14 protein-coding genes and 1 pseudogene are annotated in these 20994 nt (G+C 72.2%); 7 read left to right on the top strand and 8 right to left on the bottom strand.

From position 1 onward, the window contains the following. Window positions 1-99: 99 nt before the first annotated feature. The 3 genes from ABZ396_RS37405 to ABZ396_RS37395 all read right to left on the bottom strand — a co-directional run bounded on the left by ABZ396_RS37405 (window position 100) and on the right by ABZ396_RS37395 (window position 2814). Window positions 100-1728: an RICIN domain-containing protein gene (locus ABZ396_RS37405; RefSeq protein WP_358923943.1), complete on the bottom strand. Its 1629-nt coding sequence runs from the start codon at window positions 1726-1728 to the stop codon at window positions 100-102. A gap of 465 nt (window positions 1729-2193) precedes the next feature. Further along, window positions 2194-2571, bottom strand: a complete 378-nt coding sequence (locus ABZ396_RS37400) for a toxin Doc (RefSeq protein ID WP_358923945.1) — start codon at window positions 2569-2571, stop codon at window positions 2194-2196. 3 nt (window positions 2572-2574) lie between these two features. After that, entirely contained in the window at window positions 2575-2814 is a 240-nt protein-coding gene (locus tag ABZ396_RS37395) for a hypothetical protein (protein WP_358923947.1), read from the bottom strand. 169 nt (window positions 2815-2983) lie between these two features. Here ABZ396_RS37395 and ABZ396_RS37390 point away from each other — a divergent pair, with 169 nt between their 5' ends. Together ABZ396_RS37390 and ABZ396_RS37385 are read left to right on the top strand one after the other, a co-directional pair. Then, a complete protein-coding gene (locus tag ABZ396_RS37390; RefSeq protein WP_358923949.1) occupies window positions 2984-3472 on the top strand; it encodes a methylated-DNA--[protein]-cysteine S-methyltransferase in 489 nt (162 codons plus the stop codon). 14 nt (window positions 3473-3486) lie between these two features. Then, the gene (locus ABZ396_RS37385; RefSeq protein WP_358923951.1) at window positions 3487-4209 is read left to right on the top strand and encodes a 2OG-Fe(II) oxygenase; all 723 of its coding nucleotides are present in this window, start codon (window positions 3487-3489) and stop codon (window positions 4207-4209) included. A gap of 99 nt (window positions 4210-4308) precedes the next feature. Here the strand turns inward: ABZ396_RS37385 and ABZ396_RS37380 are convergent, their stop codons facing one another. Then, window positions 4309-6567 carry a glycoside hydrolase family 9 protein gene (locus ABZ396_RS37380; protein ID WP_358923952.1) on the bottom strand — a complete coding sequence of 753 codons (2259 nt, stop codon included), beginning with the start codon at window positions 6565-6567 and terminating at the stop codon, window positions 4309-4311. Window positions 6568-6768: 201 nt separating this feature from the next. Here ABZ396_RS37380 and ABZ396_RS37375 point away from each other — a divergent pair, with 201 nt between their 5' ends. Beyond that, a complete protein-coding gene (locus ABZ396_RS37375; RefSeq protein ID WP_358923954.1) occupies window positions 6769-7149 on the top strand; it encodes a DUF2267 domain-containing protein in 381 nt (126 codons plus the stop codon). A gap of 97 nt (window positions 7150-7246) precedes the next feature. Here ABZ396_RS37375 and ABZ396_RS37370 read toward each other — a convergent pair whose 3' ends face one another. Beyond that, window positions 7247-10351, bottom strand: coding sequence for a glycoside hydrolase family 2 TIM barrel-domain containing protein (locus ABZ396_RS37370; protein WP_358923956.1), 3105 nt, complete (start codon window positions 10349-10351; stop codon window positions 7247-7249). A 272-nt stretch (window positions 10352-10623) separates the two neighbouring features. On the opposite strand from ABZ396_RS37370, the gene ABZ396_RS37365 reads away from it, so the two are divergent. Next, window positions 10624-13002 carry a SpoIIE family protein phosphatase gene (locus ABZ396_RS37365; protein WP_358923958.1) on the top strand — a complete coding sequence of 793 codons (2379 nt, stop codon included), beginning with the start codon at window positions 10624-10626 and terminating at the stop codon, window positions 13000-13002. An 11-nt stretch (window positions 13003-13013) separates the two neighbouring features. On the opposite strand, the gene helR is transcribed toward ABZ396_RS37365, so the two are convergent. From helR to ABZ396_RS37350, 3 genes and pseudogenes are all read right to left on the bottom strand, one after another. Further along, window positions 13014-15188, bottom strand: a complete 2175-nt coding sequence (helR, locus tag ABZ396_RS37360; RefSeq protein WP_358923959.1) for an RNA polymerase recycling motor ATPase HelR — start codon at window positions 15186-15188, stop codon at window positions 13014-13016. Window positions 15189-15241: 53 nt separating this feature from the next. Then, window positions 15242-16472: pseudogene (locus ABZ396_RS37355) on the bottom strand (glycosyltransferase). Window positions 16473-16651: 179 nt separating this feature from the next. Continuing rightward, window positions 16652-17200 carry an RNA polymerase sigma factor gene (locus tag ABZ396_RS37350; protein WP_358923961.1) on the bottom strand — a complete coding sequence of 183 codons (549 nt, stop codon included), beginning with the start codon at window positions 17198-17200 and terminating at the stop codon, window positions 16652-16654. A 46-nt stretch (window positions 17201-17246) separates the two neighbouring features. Between ABZ396_RS37350 and ABZ396_RS37345 the strand changes: the two genes are divergently transcribed. From ABZ396_RS37345 to ABZ396_RS37335, 3 genes are all read left to right on the top strand, one after another. Continuing rightward, window positions 17247-18644 carry a serine/threonine-protein kinase gene (locus ABZ396_RS37345; RefSeq protein WP_358923963.1) on the top strand — a complete coding sequence of 466 codons (1398 nt, stop codon included), beginning with the start codon at window positions 17247-17249 and terminating at the stop codon, window positions 18642-18644. Window positions 18645-18771: 127 nt separating this feature from the next. Next, window positions 18772-19500 (top strand): DUF4232 domain-containing protein, encoded by a 729-nt coding sequence (locus tag ABZ396_RS37340; protein WP_358923965.1) that lies wholly within the window; start codon window positions 18772-18774, stop codon window positions 19498-19500. 192 nt (window positions 19501-19692) lie between these two features. Further along, window positions 19693-20943, top strand: coding sequence for a hypothetical protein (locus tag ABZ396_RS37335; protein ID WP_358923966.1), 1251 nt, complete (start codon window positions 19693-19695; stop codon window positions 20941-20943). Window positions 20944-20994 lie beyond the last annotated feature (51 nt).

Here is a 20994-nt window from a genome sequence, read left to right as displayed (position 1 = left end):
CACCCCCGGCCGAAGGCTGGGGGACGTCGGCGACCGACGACAACGCGGCAGATGCGCGTGCCAGCCCCCGCGTCTGCGGAGTGATCCAAACGACACCCCCTAGTTGCCGGCCAGCTCCGCCGGCTGGGCCGAGGGTCCGCCGGTTCCAGCGATGGAGAGCGAGCCGGGGCTCTGGGACGGGCTCGGCGGGTCGGTCAGCCAGTGCTGGCCGCTGGAGCGGTCCCGGACCTTCACGACGACATCGGCGCCCACGTCCTCGCCGGCCGTGGCGAGGGCGAGGGTCTGGTCCCAGCGGGGCAGCAACTCGCCCTGGACGGTGAGGTCGTAGCGCACGTCCTCACCGCGCTCGGCGCCGGCGTCCGCGCAGGTGCCGAGGATGACGACCCCGCCGTCCGCGTGCGAGTCCAGGCACAGCCCGCGGTCGGCCACGCTGCGCAGCTCGCCGTCGCTCTCGTACGTCCACTGCTGGGTCGAGGACGAGGAGCACACCGCCAGGACGACGCTCGCCCCGGCTTTCGGTGCGCCCTTGACGTCCAGGCACAGCTGGGCGGCGGCGTTGCGCAGCCGGGTCTCGTGGTCGGCGGCGGGCAGCCCGGCCGTGCCGGAGGTGGGCGTCGCCTCGGGGTCGGAATCGCCGGGCACCAGGCCGGCGGAGGCCACGGCTCCGCCGCCGTCGCCGCCGCCCGAGAGCGTGCTGACGGCGAGGACCGAGGCCAGCAGACCCGCCCCGGCGACGCCGACGCTGGTCAGCAGCGTCTTCGACGACCAGGAACCCGGCGGACGACGCACCGGCACGGGGATGCGGGCCAGGATCCGGGTCCGGGCCGCCGCGCGGCGGCGCCCGCCTCCGGAGCGCCGGGAGGCGGAACGGGTACGCGGCTCTCCCTCGCCGCCCTTGCGTCCGGGACGCGAGTCGAGGTAGCGGCGGGCTCCCCAGCCGAGCATCGCTTCGACGAGCAGCGCCCCCAGGCCGCCCTCGACATGGCCGAGTTGTTCGGCGGCGGCCCGGCAGTACGGGCACTCCGCGAGATGCTCCTGGACATCCGGCAGCAGAGCGCCGCCGCGGCGGAGCGGAACGTCCAGCAGCCGGTTGTAGTAACGGCACTCCTGGGACGGCGCGAGTTCCCGGTGGGCGCGGACGCAGCCCTCCCGGAATTTCTCCCGGGCGTCTTCGAGAGCGGCCGCCGCGGGTGCCGTGTCCATGCCCAACAGACCGGCCGGTACGGTTATCGGTTCCCCTTCGACCTCGATGTGCCAGAGCAGACTCTGGGCGAGCGCCGGAAGCCCCCGGAATGAACGCTCCGCGAGGGCGCGGTTTTCCGGTGTCATGGACTTCGTGGCGCGCATACCGCGACCGCCGGCCGGTTTCCCGAGGTCGGGAAGAACCTCCGATATTCGGTCCTCGGCCGACCAGTTGGCGACCGTGTCGCGGACGGAGACCAGCAGCCGGGGCCGGAGCGCGTCTGCGGTCTCCCCCAGGGCCACCCGGTCGAGGACCTGGTGGAAGGCTGCGGCCGCGACCATGTGGGCGACGGGCCCGGAGACGGCCAGGCAGATGACCGCGTACTCCTGTACCGGACGCCAGTGCCGGGCCATGAGCAGCGCGGCGGACCGGGAGGCCTCGATGTCGGATCCGGCTCGCAGCGGGGCGGCGAGGGACTCGTCGGACTCCACTGAACCATCGCCCGGCGGCGGATAGGGGGGTCGAGGCGGGTGGGGGGTGGGCACTGAGCGGATTCCTTTGGTGCGGTGGTGCGTAGCTCTTCGGCGCGCGTGCGGGGAGCGGGAATTGACCGACATGCCGTCGGCCGTGTTCCCCAACTGCGAAATAGGTTCCGGCCATTACCCCCCGGGGGATGATTCACCTTCGCACAAGTCTCACACAAGCAACAAGGCGCCTGTACAACATCGACAGAATTGACAGAAAGTCAGAAAGGCGGCCACGGCCATTGTCCGGTCACGGCCGTATTCACTTTTCCGCACCCCCCGTGTGAACGGTGCGCCCACCCCGGTCCCGCGCGCACGCTCCCGGCCCTCGCGCACGGGTAGTCCACTGGTGACCGGCCCACCTCGCAGGGCCCCGCGCAGAACGGCGGCTCTTCCGCGCGAAACAGACCGCCGGCCCCGTTCCTCCCGCCCGTGGCCGGCGGCCCCGAGGAGCCGGAGGCAGCCTCCCCCGCACGTCCGGGCGGGTCAGAGCCGCCAGGAACGGAGCCGGTCCGCCGCGGCGTAGACATCGGCCTTGCCGTCCATCAGATCGCGGGTGAGGTCGACGAGGGCGCCGTAGGGCGGGTCGATGCCCACACCGCTGACGAACATGTAGGCCACGGCGGTCGCGCAGGCGAACCGGGCGTTGGCCGAGGGCAGCGGCTTGAGCAGGGCGAGGGTGTGCAGCAGGGCGGCGGCCCGCCAGGCCGGGTCGGAGTCCACACCGAGCCGGGGCGGGTCGACGCGGTGCCGGGCGACGGCGGCGACCAGCGCGGAGAAGTCGTCGACGGTGGGCTGGTCCGGCAGCACTTCCTCGTGGCGCTGCAGCAGCCAGGGCACGTCGATATGGATGACCGGCGGCATGGCTCAGGCAGCCTCGCCCTTCGCGGGCGACTCGTCGTCGGGGAACGCGGCCGCGAACTCGGCGGCGTGGGCCGCGAAGAACCGGCGGAACTCCTCCGCCCCCTCCTGCAACGCCCGGTGCCGGGCGATGTCGGCGGCGGCCGCCTCACGGACGAGGGCCTTCATGGACGTACCGCGCTCCTTGGCGATCTGCCTCAGGTCCTCTAGCTCGCGGTCACTGAACTCCACGTTGAGAGCTGGCATACCCTTCAGAATACCGCGCGGGTACTCACTCGTAAATATCCGCAGGTCAGAACAGACTCCTTGCGGTACCTCCGGGCTCGCAGCGCCATGTCCGCTTTCCGCCGGTCATCCGGCCGGACCGGGGCCACACTCGATCTCACGACGTCCCAGGAGAGCGAGGAAAAGAGCAATGGACGTGTACACCGTGTACGACAGCCCGCTGGGCGAGCTGCGCCTGACCGGTGAGGAGTCGCCCGGCGGCTTCGTCCTCACCGGGCTGTCCCTGCCCGGGCAGCCGAGCAGGCCCGCCGCCCGCCGCGACGGCCCCTTCACCGAGGCGGTCCGCCGGCTGGACGCCTACTTCGCCGGCCGGCTCACCCGCTTCGACCTGCCGTGCGCCGCCCACGGCACGGGGTTCCAGCAGCTGGTGTGGCGGGCGCTGGACGACATCCCGTACGGCACCACCACGACGTACGGCGAACTGGCCCGCCGGCTGGATGTACCCCGCTCCGAGATCCGGGCCGTGGGCGCGGCGGTCGGCGCCAACCCCCTGCTCCTGATCCGCCCCTGCCATCGGGTGATCGGCGCGGACGGCTCGATGCGCGGGTACGCGGGCGGGGTCGAGAACAAGGTATGGCTGCTCACTCACGAGGGCGCGCTGCAGCCGATGCTCGGCTGAGGAAAGGAGCCGGCATGACCGTCACACTCACCGAGGCCCGCCGACGCGTGACCGGCACCGACTGGGACACGCTCACGGCCGAGCTGGACGAACTGGGCAGCGCCCCGACCGCTCCCCTGCTCACCCCGGAGGAGTGCCGTGAAATGGCCTCCCTGTATGAGAAACCAGAGCTGTTCCGCACCACGGTGGACCTCGCCCGGCACCGGTTCGGCTCCGGCGAGTACCGCTACTTCACCCACGACCTGCCCGCCCCGGTGGCCGCGCTGCGCACCGCGCTCTATCCCCGGCTGCTGCCGATCGCCCGGGACTGGGCGGCCCGCCTGAACCGCCCGGCTCCCTGGCCCGACGCGCTGGACGAGTGGCTGGAGCGCTGTCACGCGGCCGGCCAGGACCGCTCCGCCCAGATCCTGTTGAGCTACGGCCCCGGCGACTGGAACGCGCTGCACCGGGATGTCTTCGGCGATCTCGTCTTCCCGCTCCAGGTGGTCGTCGCCCTGGACGAGTACGGGGAGGACTACACCGGCGGCGAGTTCCTGATGGTCGAACAGCGCCCGCGCGCCCAGTCCCGGGGCACGGCGACACCCCTCCGGCAGGGCCACGGCCTGGTGTTCACCACCCGTGACCACCCGGTGCGCACCAGGCGCGGCTGGTCGGCCGGGGCGATGCGGCACGGCGTGAGCACCGTCCGCTCCGGCCGCCGGCGCACCCTGGGACTGGTCTTCCACGACGCGGCATAGTGCCGCAACAGGCGACGTTCGCTCCGCCGCGACGCCCGGCACGCACTCCCGCCGCACCGGACGCCGCTCCTTGACGGGCGAACGTCGCCTGCCGCGGTACTAGTCAGCCCGGTCGTGGCCCTGGTCCGCCACGAAGGACGCCATCCAGGCCAGGGCCGCGTTCCAGTTGACGGCCGTCTCGTTGGTGGACCAGGACTGGATGTCGTCGATGTAGCAGAACTGGCCTACGCAGCCGAGCAGTCTGCTCTGTGCGTAGGGGTCCTGGATCGATGAGTTGGCGCCGCCCGCGAGGGTGCCCTTCGGGGGGTTCGGGAGGTTCGGGTCGAGTTCGTGGGCGTACCAACGGCTGTGCTCGTTGTGGGAGTTCACCTCGCCGTAGCCGGTGACGTACGACATGTTGAGGGCATTGCGGCCCAGCAGGTAGTCCATGCTCTGGAGCGCACCGTCGCGGTACCTGGCGGCGCCGGTCAGGTCGTAGGCGGTGGCGATGACATGCGCGTTGTTGAGGATCTGGGCGTTGGAGCCCCAGTCGTAGAGGTTGTCCGGCGGCGCGTAAGGCATGCCGTACGGCTGGGAGTTCACGGTCGTCAGATAGGTGTCGGCTGCCTTGACCACCGACGTGCGCACCCGGTCGCGGCCGGGAAGCCGGCTCGGGATCATCGCGAGGTCCAGCCGGCCGGCGGCCGCCGTGCGGCCCCAGTCGAAGCCGAGGGGGCCGAAGACGTCGGCCGTGTGCACCGGGGAGTTGAGGACGTGGTCCGCGAACTGCTTCTCACCGGTGGTGAGGTACAGCTCGGCCGCCGCCCAGTAGAACTCGTCGGTCGCGTCGTCGTCGGCGTAGGCGCCGCCGCCGGTGCCGTCGTCGGGGTCGGGGTAGATGTCGGGGTGCGCCAGCGCGGCCGTCCAGGCCTTGCGGGCGGCGGTGAGGGCCCGCGCGGCGAACGCGCGGTCGTAGGGGCGGTACAGGCGGGCTGCCTGGGCTGCCGTCGCCGCCAGGTTGAGGGTCGCCTGGGTCGTGGGCGCGTGCAACTCCCGCTTCTGCGGGTCGTCGCTGGGCAGCAGCGGCAGCCCGGTCCACTGGGCGTCATGGATCTTGCTGTGTGCCATGCCGGCGAGGGGCCGGCCGTCCGGTACCTGCATCTTCAGCAGGAACTCCAGCTCCCAGCGGGCCTCGTCCAGCACGTCGGGCACCTTGTTGCCGCTCTCCGGGAGGGCGAGGCTGCCGTCGCCGAGCCGCGACGGCTGCCCGGTGCGGGCCAGCAGGGCACGCTCGTAGGTGCTCAGCAGTTCCCAGGTGGAGATACCGCCGTTGACGACGTACTTGCCGTGGTCCCCTGCGTCGTACCAGCCGCCGGTGACGTCCAATGCGTAGTCGCACACGCCGGGTCGGCACGGGACATGGGCGTCGCCCTGGTTGGGTGCGGTGCCGAGGTGCCCAGCGGGCCTGGCGTAGCCGGGGCGCAGGTCGTCCCGGACCGGGATGCCGCTGCGCTGCGTGTAGTAATACTTCAGCGAGTCCAGGCGCAGTTGCTCGTACGTCCCCGCCCCGATGTCGAACGGGCGGCTGCTCTCTCCGTCGGCGACCAGCGTGAAGCCCGTGCCATGGCTTCGGTAGCCGCCGAAGTCGATCGACTGGACGTTCTGCCCGGAGGACGCGTCGGTGCCGCGCGGCACAGTCCAGCCGTGGGCGACCGTCGAGCCGTCGGCGTTCCTGAGCTGCCAGGGCAGCCTGGTCATGGCGTCGGTGACGAGAGTGGCGTTCTTCGGCCCGGCGGGCAGGTAGCCGACCTGGTTGACGCGGACCCGGGGCCCGGTGTCGGGCTGGTACACCTGCGGGGGGACCCCGCTGAGCAGCGACACGTCGTCCATGCAGAAGTGCCAGGCGTCCGCGCTCCCGCCGGCCTGGAAGGCGACCTGGGCCTGAGCGGTGTCGACGGGCGAGGTGAAGGTGTAGGAGTAGGTGTCGCTGTCGGTGCTCAGCTGGGGGCCGGCCTCGTACCAGGTGTCGTACGGCGCCACCTGGAGCCCGACGACCGCCCGCACCCCATGTCCCCCGGGGACGCCGGACGCCTTGAAGGAGAAGCGGTAGGACTCTCCCTTGACCAGGGTGATGTCGTTCTGCCCGACGGCGGCGTCCCAGCGGTCGGCGGTGCCTGCCGGCACGTCGGCGCACAGCCGGCCGGCGGACAGGCCCGCGGTGACGTTGCCGGTCGTCCACCACGGGTCGGTGGTGGTGTCGAAGGTGCCGTTCCTGAGCTGCTCGGCCTCGTCGGCCCCGGCCGGGGGGGTCTGCGGCGTGGTGAACGCCGCCGTCAGAAGGGCCGTCGCGGCGAGCAGGGCGGTTCCATGTCGTCTCACGTCAGGCTCCTCGCAGGAGGTGGGAGCGCTCCCAGATGCGGACGCAGGCCATGTTGTTCGAGTCATGACACTACGTCAACCGCAACGGCACGACTCGTTGCCCCGCGCCCCGCTCCGCCGTGCCGCGCGAGGACCGCTGCCGCGTGCCAGGCTGGTCCAAGGGCCGCAATTCGGATGAATACCAGTAAAGGGGTAGACGGCATGGAAGAGAGAGAATTCATCCAGGCGGTGTCCGAGCGCACGGGCCTGACACGGCAGGAGGCCGCGGATCTCACCCGGGCCACGCTCGAGACGCTCGCCCATCGGCTGAGCCCGGGCGAGGCCAGGCACCTGATCGTGGAACTCCCGGAGGGCCTGGCTGAGTACGTGCGCCGGGGAGCCACGGAGCGGATCGAGCGTTTCGGCTACCGCGACACCGTGCGGCAGGTGGCCGAGCGCAACATGCTCAAGGAAGAGGAGGCCGACCGGGGTGTGCGCACGGTCCTGGCCGAACTTCGCAAGACGGTCGACGACAAGGAGTTCGGCGACCTCATGTCGCAGCTCGGCTCCGAGTTCCGCCAGGCGGTGACGTCGGCCGAGTGACCGGCCACGGCGCGGCACCGCCGCAAGGGCAGGTGGAGCGCCGTGGCCATGGGGCCGCCCAGCCCCGCCGACGTCGCGGCCGGCGGTGGGTGCGCGGTCAGTTCGCGGGCACCTCCAGCCTGCTGATGCGCACCGCACCCCTCGCCTCGCCCGGGTAACGGCTGGTGAGAGTGAACCGGATCCCGGAGCCGCGCACCGCGTCGAAGGTGATCACCGTCGGAGTGTCCGAGGCGGTCGCCCACTCCACCGCGACGCCTTCCGCCGGCACGTAGGACCGCCCGTCCCACACCATCACGTCGACCGACGCCGGCAGCGCGTGCGTCGCGTCGGCCGTGAAGGAGACCTCCGCCCGGTAGAAGGTGCGACTCCGCCCGAAGTCGACCGACACCCAGTCCTTGGGCCGGGCCCCGTTGAAAGCGGGCAGCAGGGCCGTGGCCGACTTGGCGAAGGCGTTGGACCAGCCGGTGGCCGGGTCGCCGTCGAGCATCGCGGCCGGGAGGGTGTCGGGGCGGCCGGAGTAGCCGGCATCGGCGTGAGGGTGGTCCAGGGGTGCCGGGTGGTCGGGCCCGAAGCCGGGGGCGGCCGTGCGGGTGACCGAGTGGGCGGCTGTGGTGCGCACGCTCACCGTTGCCTTGCGCAGACCGTCCACCCGTGCCGTCACCTTCAGGGCGCCCGGCTCGGTGCCGGACCGGACGATCGCCAGGGCCTTGCCGTGGAAGGCGGTCCGGGTGCACGCCTGGTAGCGCTCGGCACTCTCCTCGCGGCCGTTGTCGAGCCCGGCGAGCGAGCCACCGGTGACGCCGAAGGTGATGCGGTGCTCGGCATCGGGCACGACGACACCGTGCGCGTCGACGATGTCGGCGGTCACGAAGACCAGTGAACGCCCGTCGGCGGCAACGGACTTGCGGTCGGTGGTGAGACGTACGGCATGCGGCTCCCCGGCGGTGCGCAGCACGTCGGTGGCGACCACCTTGCCGTCCCTCCGGGCCACTGCCTTCAACTCGCCCGGCCGGTACGGAACTTTCCAGGTCAGGTGGAGCTTGCCCGCGCTGCCGTTCGGGCTGGTGTAACTGCCGGGGTAGGGGCCGTCGGTGAAGGTCTTGTCGTCACCGGTGGCCTCGGTGGTCTCCAGGTAGGCGCGGCCGTCGACGGTCTTCTTGACGTCGAACTCCCGTACGCCCAGGGATTTCCCGTTGAGGAACAGCTCGACGGAAGGCACGTTCGCGTACGCCCACACCTCGACCGTGTCGCCCGCCTCGTGGTTCCACGTCATCGGAACCAGGTGCACCATCGGCTCGGTCACCCACTGGCTGCGGAACAGGTGGTACATGTCCTTGGGGAAACCGGCCGTGTCGACCGCGCCGAAGAAGGACGCCTTCACCGGAAAGACGTCGTACGGCGTGGGCTCCCCGATGTAGTCGATGCCCGACCACAGGAACTGCCCCGCGAACCAGTTCCGGTCCCGGTCCTTCTTGTGCCCGTACTCGCCGCTCATCGTCCAGGAGGCCAGGTTGTTGTCGTACGACGAGGTCGCGCGGCGGCCGGGCGTGTGGTTCTCCCCCGTGTTGAGGTGCTCCGGCTCCTGGTACGTGCCGCGGGTCGAGGTCTCCGAGGAGGACTCGGACTCGAAGAGGAAGAGGTGCGGGTAGGCCGCGTGCAGGGCGTCCACGGACTTGGCGGTGTTGTAGTTGAGGCCGAGTCCGTCGAGCCTGCCGAGCATCAGGTCGGCCGCCGAGCCCTTCGCCGGGACCCGGCGGTACTTGTCCGAGCCGATGACCAAGGGGCGGGTGCCGTCGGCGGCCTTGACGGCGGCGATGATCCGGTCGGCCATGGCGAGGCCCGGCGTCGAGGTGGAGTCGGGGATCTCGTTGCCGATGGACCACAGGACGACGGCGGGCGAGTTGCGGGCCGCGAGGACCATCTCGGTGGCGTCCCTCTCGCACCACTCATCGAAGAACCGGCCGTAGTCGTACTTGCTCTTGCCGGTCCGCCAGCAGTCGAAGGCCTCCACCATCATCACGATCCCCAGCTCCTCGCAGACCTCGATCATCTGCGGCGAGGGCGGGTTGTGCGAGGTGCGGAAGGCGTTGACGCCCATCGACTTCATGATGGTCATCTGTCTGCGCACCGCGTCGGCGCTGATCGCCGCGCCGAGGGCGCCCTGGTCGTGGTGGAGGTCGACACCCTTGATCTTGGTGTGCACGCCGTTGAGGGAGAAGCCCTCGTCGGGGTCGAAGCGGAAGGTACGGATGCCGAAGGTGGTGCGGTGGGTGTCGGTGGTCCGGCCGCCGGTACGGAGTTCGGCCTCCAGGGTGTAGCGGTGCGGGGCGACGAAGTCCCACAGGCGGGGCGCGGACACGGTGAGTTCGTGGGTCTCGGCCGAGGTGGTGGACACGGCGACCGTGGAGGACGTACGGGCGACCGTGCGGCCGTCCGGGTCGATGATCCGGGAGACGACCTGCACGTCCGCGTCCGCCCCGGACTCGTTCACCACCTCCGTCCGCACCCGTACGACGGCCCGCTCGGCGCTGACGTCGGGCGTGGTGACGTACGTCCCCCAGCGCGCCACGTGCACGGGGTCGGTCACCACCAGGCGGGCCTCGCGGTAGATGCCGCTGCCCGAGTACCAGCGGCTGCTGGGCAGCTGGTTCTGCACCTTGACCGCGAGGACGTTCTCGGTGCTGCCGTCGGTGTGCAGCAGCCCGGTGAGGTCGAAGGCGAAGCCGGTGTAGCCGTAGGGATGGCGGCCTGCCTCGGTGCCGTTGCAGTAGACGTACGAGTCCATGTACACACCGTCGAACTCCACCGAGATCCGCTTGCCGGCGTAGCCGGGCGGCAGGGTGAAGGCGAGCCGGTACCAGCCGAGGCCCCCGGGGAAGAAGCCGGTGCCGCTGGTGGTGCCGTGGTCGGTGGTGGGTGTCTGCTCGATGCTCCAGTCGTGGGGGACGGCGACCTGACGCCAGTCCGAGTCGTCGAACCCGGGGTCGGCGGCGTGCGTGTAGGCGCCGGTCGGGTCGGTGATCCCGCCCGGGTTGACCAGCGCGAACCGCCAGCCGTCGCGCAGGGCGACCGTGCGGCGGCCGGTGACCTGCGGGGGCGTGTCCGCCTCCGACGCCGCCCAGGCGCCCGGGGCGCCCAGCAGGGCGCCGGCCGTCGGGGCTGCCGTGGCGGCTGCCAGAACCGATCTACGAGTGACCGTCATGGTGCGGCTCTCCCTCATCAGGACCCAGAAATACTCACAACTGATCGTGACCAAACAGATTCTGACGGTCTGATACTTGCGGCCGTCAAGGGTCCGGAGGCGGCCGGTCATGGCTTTCGTCCCGTCGGCCAGTCCTCGTTCGACTCCCCGGACGGAGGCCGGTCCTGGCCGACCGGCCGCCGGTGCTCGCCGGTCGCGGGAGGGCCCGACGCACTAGGCTGAACACAAGGGGTGCACCCGTTGACTGTGAGTGTGCGCTTGGGAGTGGCGAGATGAGCCCGGTCTATCCGTTCGACGATGCGGCGACGGCCCGGGCTGTCATCGACGAGGACGGCACACTGGTCGAGTGGAACGAGGGCGCACGGCGGCTCCTCGGCCACCCCGCCGAGGACGTCGTGGGCCGGCCCGCGGCGCTGGTGCTCGCCGGCGACCCACCGCCCCCGCCCGCCGACGCCCGCTGGGACGGCACCCTCGAACTCCGTCACCGGGACGGCCGTACCGTCCGAGTCTGGCTGCTCGCGCACCACCAGCCGGCACGCGACGAGCGTCCCGGCCGCTGGCTCGTCCTCTCCCCGCTGACGGGCGGCGGCCCACCCGCCCCGGACGATCCGCTGGCCACGGCCGCCCTGACCCAGTCCCCGTGCGCGATCGCGGTCTACGACGAGCAGCTGCGGCTGCGCCGGATGAACGACGCGATGGCCGAGGTCATCGGGCTGCCCGAGGAGCGGGCCCAGGGGCTCAGGGTCACCGAGATCGGCGGCAGGCCGCAGAGCGAGGAGCTGGAGCGGCACATGCTGCGGGTGCTGACCTCGGGCCGCCCGCTGGACTTCCAGACGTGCACACGTGCCGGCGGCGAGGACCGGGCGCACGCCTGGATGGCCCGGATGGCGCCGGTGACCGACGCCTCGGGGCGGGTGCGGGGCGTGAGCCTGGCCGCGCACGACTTCACCGAGATCTACCAGGCCAGGGAACGGCTCCAGCTGGTGAACGAGGCGAGCATGCGCATCGGCAGCACCCTGGACATACCCCGTACGGCCCAGGAGCTGGCGGACGTCTGTGTGCCGGCGCTCGCCGACTTCGTCACCGTCGACCTGCTGGACCCGCCGGAGAACGGCGGCGACCTCCCGACCCGGCTGACGGCGCCGGTGACGCTGCGCCGCATCGCGCACCAGTCCGTGCTGCCCGGCGTCCCCGAGGCGGTGCTCGAGCCCGGCCACAGCGAGTGCTACCCGGCCTCCTCCCCGCACGCCGTCGCGCTGACCGCCGGCCGCAGCATCGTGGCCGAGGTGACGTCCGATGAGATGGCGCGATGGCTGACCTGGCACAAGCTCCGCGGGGAGCGGGTGCGCGAATTCGGCGTCCACGCCTCGATGGCCGTGCCGATCCAGGCACGCGGGACGACCCTGGGGGTCGCGGTGCTGACCCGGCACCGGCGGCCCGACCCGTTCGGCCCGGACGACGTACTGCTGGCCGAGGAGATCACGGCCCGGGCCGCCGTCTGCATCGACAACGCCCGCCGCTACTCCCGTGAGCGCGAGACCGCCCTGGCCCTGCAGCGCAGTCTGCTGCCCCGGACACTGCCGCACACCGCCGCCCTGCAGGCCGCCTCCCGCTACCTGCCGGCGGCCCGCGCCGGGGTGGGCGGCGACTGGTTCGACGTGATCCCGCTGTCCGGGCTGCGGGTCGCCATGGTCGTCGGGGACGTCGTCGGCCACGGTGTGCAGGCCTCGGCCACCATGGGCCGGCTGCGCACCGCCGTGCGCACCCTGGCCGACATCGACCTCGCCCCGGACGAGCTGCTCACCCACCTCGACGACCTGGTGGTCCGGCTCTCGGAGGAGCAGGGCGACGACAGCCCCGGCGAGGTCGGCGCCACCTGTCTGTACGCCGTCTACGACCCGGTGTCCCGGCGCTGCACGCTGGCCCGCGCCGGGCACCCGCCCCCCGTCCTGCTGCGCCCGGGGCACGACCCCCACCAGCTGGACCTGCCCGCCGGTCCCCCGCTGGGCCTGGGCGGCCTGCCGTTCGAGTCGGCCGAGGTGACGCTGCCCGAGGGCACCGTGGTGGCGATGTTCACGGACGGGCTGATCAACTCCCGGCACCGGGACCTGGACACCGTTCGCCGACTCCTCCACGAGGCGCTGGCGGCGTACAGCGACTCCCTGGACGAGACCTGCGACCGGATCCTGCACGCCCTGCTGCCGCCGGGCGGCACGGCCGACGACGTGGCCCTGCTGGTGGCCCGCACCCAGGGCCTGCCGCCGTCCCGGGTGGCGACCTGGGACATCCCCGCCGACCCGGCCCTGGTCGCGCCGATCCGCAAGCAGGTCGTGGAGCAGCTGGACAGGTGGAACCTGAGCATGGTCGCCTTCACTGCGGAGCTGGTGGTCAGCGAACTGGTCACCAACGCCATCCGCTACGGCTCCCACCCCATCCGGCTCCGCCTGATCCACGACACGACCAGGCTGATCTGCGAGGTCTCCGACGCCAGCCACACCGCCCCGCACCTGCGCCGGGCCAAGACCTGGGACGAGGGCGGCCGGGGCCTGCTGCTGGTGGCTCAGCTGACCCAGCGCTGGGGCACCCGTCACACGCCGGAGGGCAAGACGATCTGGGCCGAGCTGTCCCTGTTCGAGGAGGACACCCCCTAGGTCGTGGTCGTCTAGGTCGTGCTCGTCAGGACGACCAGCTGCCGGGTCGCCCGGGTCATGGCGACATAGCGGTCGACGGCGCCCTCGACGCCCGTGCCGAAGTCCTCCGGGTCGACGAGGACGACCAAGTCGAATTCGAGCCCCTTCGACAGCTCCGGGGTCAGCGACCGGATCCGGGGCGTGGGTGTGAAGGCGGGATCGCCGATGACGCAGGCGATGCCCTCGGCGTGGGCGGCGAGCCAGCCGTCGAGGATCGGGGTCAGCCGGTCGGCGGATTCGTGGAGGACGGGCAGGCCGCTGCCGCGGATCGAGGTCGGCACATTGGCGTCCGGGAGCGCGGCCCGGATGACCGGCTCGGCCTCCGCCATGACCTCCTCCGGCGTACGGTAGTTGATGCTCAGCGAGGCCAGGGTGATCCGGTCGAATCCGACCCGCTCCAGGCGCTCCCGCCACGACTCCGTGAACCCGTGCCTGGCCTGGGCACGGTCTCCGACGATGGTGAAGCTCCGGGACGGGCAGCGCAGCAGCAGCATCTGCCACTGCGCGTCGGTCAGTTCCTGGGCCTCGTCGACGACGATGTGCGCGAACGGGCCGGCGAGCAGGTCCGGGGCGAGGGCGGGCAGTTCGGACTCGTCGACCAGGCTGACCTTGGCGTCCTCGCCGCGCAGCATCCGCACCAGGCCCTCGCCGTCGTCGCCGTCGGCGCCGGAGTCGACGGCGGCCCCGATCAGGTTGTCGACGACCTGCGTCATGCGCTCGCGCTGCGCGGCGAGCGCGGCCTCCTGCCGCTGCCTGCGCCGGGCCGCCTCCGGGTCGCCGAGCCGCTGCCGGGCCGCGTCCAGGAGCGGCAGGTCGGCGACCGTCCAGGCCTGGGCGTCGACGCGCTGGAGCAGCCGTACGTCGTCGCGGTCGAGCCAGGGGGCGCACATCCGCAGATAGGCGGGCACCGACCACAGGTCCCCGACCAGGTCGGTGGCCTCCAGCAGCGGCCAGGCGCCGTTCAGGGCGTCGGTCAGCTCCCTGTCCTGCTGCAGCGATCTGCGGAACCGCTCGGGCGGGATGTCGTCGCCGTCGTACTTGTCCAGCAGGATGGTCGCAAGTTCCTCCCAGATCTGGTCTCGGGCCTCGTTGTGCGGTGTGCTCGGCCCCGGTGCCCGGAACGCGTCGGCCCAGTCATCGGCGCTGAGCCACAGATCGGCCCAGTCGGTGGTGACCGTCATGCCCTCGGCGGGCGGCTCCTCGTAGAACCGTACGGCCGTCTCGATCGCCCTCACCATGTCCGCGGACGACTTCAGGCGGGCCACCACCGGGTCGGCCTCGGGCGTCGCCCCGGCGCCCTCGTCGACGAGGTCGGCCAGGACGCAGGTCTGCACGCCCTCCTCGCCGAGGCTGGGCAGCACGTCGGAGACGTAGTTCAGGTAGGGCCGGTGCGGGCCGACGAACAGCACACCGCCCCGGCGACTGCCCAGGCGCGGGTCGGAGTACAGCAGGTGGGCGGTGCGGTGCAGGGCGACGACCGTCTTGCCGGTGCCCGGGCCGCCGTCGACGACGAGGGCGCCCCGGGATCCGGCACGGATGATGGCGTCCTGGTCGGCCTGGATGGTGGCGAGCACGTCCCGCATCCGCTCCGACCGGTCGGCGCCGAGGCTCGCGATGAAGGCGGACTGGTCGTCGAGCGCGGCGTGCCCTTCGAGCCCCTCGGCGGTGAACACCTCGTCCCAGTAGTCGCTGATCCGGCCGCCGGTCCAGCGGTACCTGCGGCGGCTCCGCAGTCCCATCGGGTCGGCGTGGGTCGCCGCGAAGAACGGCTCGGCCGCGGGTGACCGCCAGTCGAGCAGCAGCCGGCGGCCCTCACTGTCGGTGAGACCGAGCCGGCCGATGTACACGGGCTCGGAGTCCTTCGCGGCGACCATGTGCCCCAGGCACAGGTCCAGGCCGAACCGGCGCAGGGTGCGCAGTCGTCCGGTCAGCCGGTGGACCTCGATGTCGCGGTCCATCGCGGCCCGGCCCATGCCGCCCGGCGCCTTGAGTTCGGCGTCGAGGCGGTCGGACAGCTCGGCGATCGTCTGCTCCAGGCACTCGGCGATGGCGGCGAAGTGCCGCTCGTCGTCGGCGATCAGGGCCGGATCGGCCTTGGCGGAGAGGCGTTCGGGGAGGTCGAAGGCGCTCGTGGTCAGGGGGTTCAATGCATCAGCTCCGATGGGGGTGCCGGGCGCGGGCGGCTCTGCTTCCGTGCGGTTCACGCGGACACGGGCCGCGTTTCCCGGCCGGCCTGGTCGAGCAGCAGCTTCGCGGCGACCGTCGCGCCGTCGCGGCGGATGTCACCGGCCACCTCGGCCGCGCGGACGCGGGTCTCGGGGGCGAGGGCGACCGCGAGCGCGGCCGAGAGGGAGTCGGCGGAGGGGTTCGGGCCGTCGTGGGCCGCGCCGATACCCAGGCCGGCCACCCGGGCGGCCCAGTGCGGCTGGTCCACGATCTGGGGGACGACCACCTGGGGCGGGGCCGGCCAGGGCGGCGGTCGTGGTGGTGCCCGCCCCGCCGTGGTGGACGACGGCGGCCACCCGGCGGAACAGCGCCTGGTGGTTGACCTCGCCGATCGCGAGGCAGTCCGCCTGGTCCCCGGTCAGGGCGAGGTCGGCCCAGCCGCGCCCGACGAGCACGCGGCGCCCCTGGCCGCGCACCACCTCGACGGCCGTCCGCGCGGCGTCCGGCGCGCCGCGCATCGCCATGCTGCCGAAGCCGACGTACACCGGCGGCTCACCGGCCTCCATGAAGGCCGCCAGCTCGTCCGGAAGCGGGCGTTCGTCCGGCAGCAGCCACGCCCCGGTCTGCACCAGGTCGAGGTCCGTCAGGTCGTGCCACGGTCCCAGGACCGGGTCCGCCGCCAGCCATGGCCGGCCGGTGAGGACGTGGCCGCGGACATCCTCGACCGGTGGCAGTCCGATCGCCGCCCGGTGGGTGTTCAGGGCCTCGCCGTACAGCGCGTTCACCCGCTCGCCGTCCACCTTCCACAGCGTCCGCAGGTCGGCGTCCGGCGGGGCCGGGCGGCCCGGGCGGCCCGACGGCGGGAAGTGCGAGGACGGCATCCCGAACGGATGGGGGCACGCGAACACGTACCGGATGCCCAGCTTCTCGGTAACGGACCGTGCGCCGGCCGGCATCAGGCCGGTCGCCACCAGCACGTCGCACCCTTCGGCCGCGGCGGCGACCGTACCGAAGTGCGCGGCGACCAGATCGGCGGCGAGCCGGAACGCGTCCGAAGGCTGCGGATCCGGCCTGGTCACCACCGCGCGCACCGACGGCCCGAACGGCACATGCGCCACACCCGCCCGGGCCAGCAGCTCCGCGAACTCCTCGTCCGGCGGGGCGCACACCCGTACCTCCGCGCCGAGTCCCCGCAGCGCCATCCCGAGTCCCGCCAACGGTTCGACGTCCCCACGCGACCCGTATCCCATCAACGACACACGCACTTGGCGAATCCCCCAAATACCGCTGGATCTGGCTTCGGCCTGCGATTTTGCGGGACGAGGGGGGCCTTGCCGCAAGCCCCCCACTGCGCTATAAGTTGAGAGTGGCAAGGAGCGCGTGAACTCCTTGCCTTATCTTTTTGCCTACCGCGCCTGCCGCGCAGGCACGGCGGGCCCCTTCGTCACGGTGCGCTCAGCCAGGGCCGGACCTGCTTACGGGCCTCGTGCAGCCGGGACTTGAGCGTCCCCAGCGGAATCCCCACCCGTTCGGCGACCTCCGCGTAGTCCAGTTGGCAGATGTCCCGGTAGACCAGCGGTGCGACCAGCTGCGGATGCTCCCGCTCCAGCCGGTCCAGCGCCTCCAGCAGATCGATCCGGGATCCGGCGATCACGCTGGTAGTGCGCGGATCGACGTGCTCGGCCGGTTCGATGGCCGCCGGCTGCTCCGCCGCCCGCCGCTTCAGGTCCCGGTACTTCTGCCGGGAGCAGTTGGCGACGACCGTGTACAGCCAGGTGCTGAAGCGGCTGCGGCCCTCGAACGTGGAGATCTTCCGGGAGATCTGGAGCAGCACGTCCTGGGCCGCCTCCTCGGCGTCCTCACGGCACGGCAGAAACCGCCCGCAGCGTCGTACGACGTCGGGCCGGACCTCGGTCAGCAACTGGTTCAGGGCCAGCTGGTCGCCGGCGGCGGCCCGCCGGGCGAGGTCTTCGGTCAGCGCGGCGTCCGGCACGGGAGGTCCCCCTCGAAGTCGATCTCAGGCCAGGCATGATAGTCGTATGCAACCCCTGGAGCGGATCGGCCGCTATCGCCTCGAACGGCGCCTGGGCACCGGCGCCTTCGGGACGGTCTGGCTCGCCCACGACGACCAGTTGGACGCCCCGGTCGCGGTGAAGGTGCTCGCCGACAACTGGTCCCACCGTCTCGACATCCACGACCGCTTCCTGTCCGAGGCACGGCTGCTGCGCCGGGCCGACTCGAAGCGGGTGGTGCAGGTCTACGACATCGGCGAACTCCCGGACGGGCGGCCGTACTTCGTGATGGAGTACGCCGACGCGGGCACCCTCGCCGACCTGCTCGGGGCGGGCCCGCTGCCGATCCCCGACGCGCTGCGGCTGACCGCGCTGGCGGCGCGCGGCGCGGCGGATCTGCACGGGGCGGGGATCGTGCACCGGGACATCAAGCCCACCAATGTGCTGCTGCGCACCGCGCAGGACGGCACCCGGCGGGTGCTGCTGGCCGACCTGGGGCTGGCGAAGAGCCTGGCGCAGGCGTCGGGGCTCACGCTCGCCGCCGGTTCGGCGGGCTATCAGCCGCCGGAGCAGGCCGACCCCGGCGAGGGCATCGACGCGCGCGCCGACGTGTACGCGCTGGGTGCGGTGGGCTACGAGCTGGTCACCGGGACGGTGCCGGCGGCGCCCGGGAAGGTGGTACGGCCGGAGCGGCTGCGGCCGGGCCTCGGGGACGACGTCCAGCGGGCGCTGATGCGGGCCCTGGAGCCGGACCGGCAGCGGCGCTGGCCGACCGCGCAGACCTTCGCCGACGAGCTGGACCGGCTGGCGGCGGCCGCGGCGGCGCGCCGGCCACGGCGCCTGGACGGCGTCCGCAGGCGGCTCAACGCCATCACGCTGACCGTCGCCGCGGTCCTCGCGGCCGGGGGTACGGCTCTCGCGGTCACGCTCGTCGACCGGAACGGCTCGGCGGTCGACGGGGCGAAGGTCGCCGACTCCACCGGGCGGGTGGTGGCCGAGGTGCCGTCCGGTTGGGCGGGCGAGCTGCGGAACTCCGGCTGGAATCCCAAGGCCCTGGGGCTTTCCTCGGGGCACGAGCCGGGGCTGGAGGTCGCCGACGACGTGTCGGCATGGCAGGACCTGACCACCGCGGTGAACGGCGTGTTCATCGGCCTCAGCGAGCACGGCGACGTCACGGCCAAGGTGGACGCCCTTTCCCACTCGCAGTGCCACTACGACGGCAGCCGTGCGTTCACGAGCGCCTCCTGGAAGGGCCGGGTCCGCACCTGGAGCGACTGTTCCGGGGCCGGCGGCTCGATCCAGGAGGCGGCCCTCGCCCCGGCCGGCGGGGACGGCCGGCCCCAGGTGTATGTACAGGTACGGCAGAAGGGGGCCGTCGACAACGTCACCACGGACGGCATACTCCGGTCGATCCGGGTCACCTGACCCGATGAATCACGGCGTGCCCCCGAACCTTTCCGCCGTTTCTCGCATCGGATGGGAGTGACGGCGCACGGAGCGCCTCGGGCACGCCTCGCACGCGTGCCGCGACCATCCAGGAGTGTGGAGAGACATGGCGCACACGTCCCAGTCCTTGCGGCGCGGGGCGGCCCTGCTCGCGAGCGCGGTCGCCGCCCTGGGCCTCCTGACCGCATGCGGCAACGGCAGCCCGGGCAAGTCGCCGGAGTCGGTGTCGGGCACGGCCGCGCCCGCGACCGGCGACTCGGCCGGTTCGAGCGCGCCGGACACCGGTTCCACGCCGTCCGGCACGGCGTCCTCCTCTGCGTCCCGGAGCACCGGCTCGACGACGGGCGGCAGCTCCACGGGCGGTGGCTCGACGACCGGTGGCGACGGTACGACGGCCGCCACGGCCGCGGCCGGTACCCGCTGCCACACCTCCGAGCTGACCGCCTCGGTGGGCGGCAACAACCCGGGAGCAGGTCAGGAGAACTTCCCGATCGTGCTCACCAACAAGTCGGGCCGCACCTGCACCGTCCGCGGCTTCCCGGGCGCGGCCTTCGTGAACGCCGCCGGTACTCAGCTCGGCGCCGACCCGACGCGGGAGTCCGGCAGCACCCCCGCGACGGTCACCCTCAAGCCCGGGCAGAGCGCCTGGGCGGGGCTGACCTTCTCCAACCCGGAGATCAGCGGCGCCAAGACGGCGACCCCGGCCGCGCTGGCGGTCACCCCGCCGGACGAGCGTGACTCGCTGAAGGTCACCTGGAAGGGCGGCACGGTCCCGGTGTCCGGGAACGCCTCCTCGGTACGTCTGACCGTGTTCAGCGCCGGTACCGGCGCCTGATCACCCCGCTCGCCGAACCCCGCTGCCCACTAGCCCGGGCAGCGGGGTTCGTCATGTCCGGGCCACGACTGTCACAGGCGTGCAACACGCGCCCCCGGCTCCGATCTTTTTCGCCGGCCCGTCCATCGAACCCGTCGACCACACGGCAAGGGGCCCCGCGAGGGGCCCGGGACGACGGAATCGGGGACGGACATGAGCGGCATCTCTCGCAGGCGGGTGCTGACGGCGGGCGCGACGGCGGGGGCCCTCGGCGCACTGGGCGCCGTGTCGGGCTGCGCGAACGGCAATTGGACGGTGAACGGCGGCAGTTCGGCGGACGGCGGCGGCAAGGCCGTACCGGCCAAGCCCCTGAAGCTCATCGGGGACGGCTCCACCGCCGACACCGGCGCCCAGCCGCACCAGCCGAAGGCCGCCCGGATGGCGGCCGGCGCCAAGCCGCCGCAGTTCGTGGTGTTCTCATGGGACGGCGCCGGCGAGCTCAGCAACAAGCTGTTCTCCCGCTTCCGCAAGGTGGCCGCCGACCACGGCGCGAAGATGACGTTCTTCCTGTCCGGCATCTACACGCTGCCCGAGGCCAAGAAGGACCTCTACCGGCCCCCGCGGCACGCCGTCGGCGCCTCCGCGATCGGCTACCTCTCCGACCGGCACATCCACAACACGCTCCAGCAGGTGCGCGCCGCCTGGCTGGAGGGGCATGAGGTCGGCACCCACTTCAACGGGCACTTCTGCGGCTCCGACGGCGTGCGCAACTGGTCCCCCGCCGAGTGGCGCAGCGAGATCGAGCAGGCGATCGGCTTCGTCACCAAGTGGAAGACCAACACCGGCTTCACCGACCTGGACCCGCTGCCCTTCGACTACCGCAAGGAGCTGATCGGCGGCCGCACCCCGTGCCTGGAGGGCCAGACCAACCTGCTGCCCACGGCCGCCGCGCTCGGCTGGAAGTACGACGCCAGCTCCCCCGGCGGCCTGCAGATCTGGCCGGGCAAGGTGCAGGGCAACCGCATCTGGGACTTCCCCCTGCAGTCCATACCGTTCTCCGGGCACTCCTTCCAGGTCCTGTCGATGGACTACAACATGATGTACAACCAGTCCGCCGGTAACCCGCTGGGCGACAAGTCCCAGTACGACGCCTGGCGCACCCAGGCCCGCGACACCTATCTGGCGGGCTTCGAGCGGGCGTACAGCACCAACCGGGCGCCGTTCTTCATCGGCAACCACTTCGAGCGCTGGAACGGCGGCATCTACATGGACGCCGTCGAGGAGGCGATCGGCAAGATGGCCGAGTACGAGGATGTGCGCTTCGTCTCCTTCAAGCAGCTGGTGGCGTGGCTGGAGGCGCAGGACCCGGCGGTGCTGCGCACCCTGCGCACCCTGAACCCGGGACAGGAGCCGACCAGCGGGTGGGCTGAGTTCCTGGGCGCGGCGGGTACCCGGTCCTCGTAACCGGGTCCGTCTGCTTTCATGGGCGGGCCGCACTTGATCACGCCCTGAGGA

Source organism: Streptomyces sp. NPDC005866, assembly GCF_040629895.1.
GTDB lineage: Bacteria > Actinomycetota > Actinomycetes > Streptomycetales > Streptomycetaceae > Streptomyces.
The sequence above is the reverse complement of the archived record's forward strand: the minus strand, read 5'-3'. Positions and strand labels throughout refer to the sequence as shown.